3 protein-coding genes and 1 pseudogene are annotated in these 3,012 nt (G+C 67.1%); 3 read left to right on the plus strand and 1 reads right to left on the minus strand.

Translation table 11 applies throughout. The features are described from left to right. A pseudogene (locus Q1V87_RS15145) lies at nucleotides 1-826 on the plus strand (hypothetical protein); the annotation flags it as partial. A 58-nt stretch (nucleotides 827-884) separates the two neighbouring features. Further along, the gene (locus Q1V87_RS15150) at nucleotides 885-1,022 is read left to right on the plus strand and encodes a hypothetical protein (RefSeq protein WP_300594715.1); all 138 of its coding nucleotides are present in this window, start codon (nucleotides 885-887) and stop codon (nucleotides 1,020-1,022) included. 27 nt (nucleotides 1,023-1,049) lie between these two features. Here the strand turns inward: Q1V87_RS15150 and Q1V87_RS15155 are convergent, their stop codons facing one another. Next, nucleotides 1,050-1,763: an endonuclease/exonuclease/phosphatase family protein gene (locus Q1V87_RS15155; RefSeq protein ID WP_300594717.1), complete on the minus strand. Its 714-nt coding sequence runs from the start codon at nucleotides 1,761-1,763 to the stop codon at nucleotides 1,050-1,052. Nucleotides 1,764-1,945: 182 nt separating this feature from the next. Between Q1V87_RS15155 and Q1V87_RS15160 the strand changes: the two genes are divergently transcribed. Further along, a partial coding sequence (locus tag Q1V87_RS15160) for a glycoside hydrolase family 6 protein (protein WP_300594719.1) occupies nucleotides 1,946-3,012 on the plus strand: 1,067 nt, incomplete at its 3' end.

Here is a 3,012-nt window from a genome sequence, read left to right on the forward strand (position 1 = left end):
CCCGACGGGCGAACAGCTCACGAGCGAGAATGCTGTGCCGCTGCTGCTCAACGAGGTGTACGAGCGGTACCCGAATCCCCGAGACCAGGACGCGTTCTTCGCCGCGACCGCCGCGGTCGTCTTCCAGACGATCGCCGACGGCGCGGCCGACCCGGCAACCCTGATCCAAGCTCTCGCCCGCGCCGGGAGCGAACGCCGACTGTTCATGTGGAGCGCCGATCCCACCGAGCAGGCGATCCTCGACGGCGCGACCATCCAGGGCGAGCTTCCCGTCACCGACAACACCCGCACACAGTTCGGGGTGTACCTCAACGACGGCACGGGCTCCAAGATGGACTACTACACCGAAGCATCCACGTCAGTCGGCTGGTGCGCGGCGAGCACCGCCTTCACGCAGAACCTCCGACCGGGCGAGTACCTTCGCGAGGACCCCCTTGCGACGGTCTCTGTCACCCTGCGAAGCACGGCCCCGGCGGATGCCGCGACCAGCCTCCCCGAGTACATCACCGGCGGCGGCAACTTCGGTGTGCCCGCCGGAATCACAAGGACCATCGCCTACCTCTACCTGCCGACGGGGTCAGAGGTGGTCTCGAGCGTCGCCGGTGACGGCCAGGCCGCGACAGTGTTCGGAACCGGAACCCACGACGGGCGCGACGTGCTGATCTGGGAGACCAACCTCAACCCCGGCGAGACGGCTACCGCGACAATCCAGGTCCGCACCCCGCCGACCCCGACGCTCGAAGCGCTCATGACACCGACAATCGGGGGCAGCGGCGTCGTCGCGGGCGGCGCGTGCCCGCTCACGACATCCGCAGACGAGGGATAACCCTCCTGTAACACGCACGTCACTCGCGCTCGGCTCGATCTAGCTAGGATCGGGCATCATGAGCAGCCCCTACGAACCGCGAGACCCCCGCAAGTCCCGCAACTGGCTGCTCTATTTCGGTGTTGCGCTCCTGGCCTCCGGAGTCGGCGTGCTCGTCTACGCCGCCTTCATGCACTACGCAGCAGCGATCCGCTGACCAGCGCCTTCGCGTCAGGCGCGCGGCTCAGGCCACGCCGCTCGCGGCATCCGTCGACGCCGCACCGGAAGCCGGCGTCGGTTCAGCCGTCACGAGGATCGGCAGGTGGTCGCTGAGCCCCTGCGGCAGCGTCCGCACAGTATCGATCGTGAAACCGACGGATGTCGCAAAGTCATAGTGCCCACGAAAGAACCGATACCGCGTATAGGTCCGGGAGTCGCTGAGGTTCAGCTCGTACCCCTGATCACGCACGTGCTGCCCCAGGCGCTCCTTGAACACGGGATAGTTGTAGTCGCCGACCATGAGCTTCGGAAGCCCCTCGCCCAGTGAGTCGAGTTCGGCGAGCGCCGTACGGATCTGGTGCCGCCGCAGCGAGTTCAGCGCCGTCAGCGGCGCCGCATGGAACGAAGCGATGACAATGTCGCTGCCGGCATCGATGTCGTGCAAGCGCACGCCCAGCATCCGCTCTTCGGCGGGCTTGAGCACCCGATCGTGCAGCGACTTCTTCAGCGCGATCGCGCGCACATCAACCGCGCGATACGTGTTCTCGCGGTAGTAGACGGCAAGGCCCAGGCGGTTGCGCTGCGTCGAGTCTGCGAGCACGAGGCCGCCGATCTCTTCGGGGATGTCGGTGGTGTCGGCTTCCTGCAGACAGAGCAGGTCAGCGCCGTGCCGCTCGACGAGCTCTCGCAGCTCGGTTGCTGCACGGTGCTTGCGCAGGTTGTACGAGATGACCTTCATGCCACTCCCCACGATAGAGGCGCACGGATGCTGACCGCGCGCGCTGCGCTGGACATATCCCCAGCGTTTCCCCATAGGCCCGCCCAGTACCCCCTCCGCCAGGCGGGCCGGCCCGCCATTGGACACGGGGCTCACTCCCTCAGCACGGTAGCTGTCGCAGGGCGCTCCGCTAGAGTTTGGTCGTGCCTTCCCGACGCGCCTCCGCGGTGCAAGAACAGCCCCAAACCCCTGCGGTGCGCCCGGAATCACAGTCGAAGATCCTGCCCGGCTGGGCGATCGCGACGATCGTCGGCGTCGGCGTGCTTCTTGTGGCATCCATCGCGGCCACGGTCTGGATGTTCCTGAGCCATTGGGTCCGTGACCTGACCGCGACGGCACCGGCCGTCGGAACGACGATCATCGCGCCCGAGGAGTCGAAGGCTGCCCTCGCGCTGCCTGACCTCCCCGCGGGCACCGACGAGTTCGCGGCAACCGCGTATTTGGCCGCGCAGCCCACCGCCTACTGGTTGACCCCCGAGATCGATCCCGTGAGTGAGATCGGCGCACGGATGACGAATCTTCTGACCGAGGCGCGCACACAGGGCCGGGCACTAGCAATCGTGGTCTACGGGCTTCCCGAGCGCGACTGCAGCGCTGGCCTCTCAGCGGGCGGACTCGACGATGCCGCCTACGCGGAGTGGACACAGATCATCGGCGATGCCCTGCACTCCGCGCCCGACATCCAGAAAACCGTCATCCTCGAACCCGACAGTCTTGCCCTTGCACCGGAGTGCGGCAACCTCGCCGACCGCACGACACAGCTGCGGGATGCCATCGCCCGTCTTGCCTCGACGAACACCTGGATCTACGTGGACGGTGGCCACTCGACCTGGCTGCCCGCGTCGCAGATGGCAGAGCTCATCAATGGCATCGGCATGAACGATGTCATCCGCGGCTTCGCGACGAACGTCTCGAACTACAACGACACAACTCTCGAGTTCGACTACGCCCACCAGCTCTCCGGGCTCACGGGCGGCCTCCACGCGATCGTGGACACCTCGCGCAACGGGGCCGGGTCGAACGGCGAGTGGTGCAACCCGCCGGGCCGGCTCATCGGCGCCCCCGGCGGCACCTACGGCGACGACGTGGTCGACACGAACTTCTGGATCAAGCCGCCGGGCGAAAGCGACGGCACCTGCAACGGCGGACCGGTAGCCGGCGCGTGGTGGCCCCCGTCGGCTGTCGAGCTCACCCGCAACGTCACTCTTCC

It is taken from the genome of Microbacterium sp., from assembly GCF_030149085.1.
Taxonomy (GTDB): domain Bacteria; phylum Actinomycetota; class Actinomycetes; order Actinomycetales; family Microbacteriaceae; genus Microbacterium.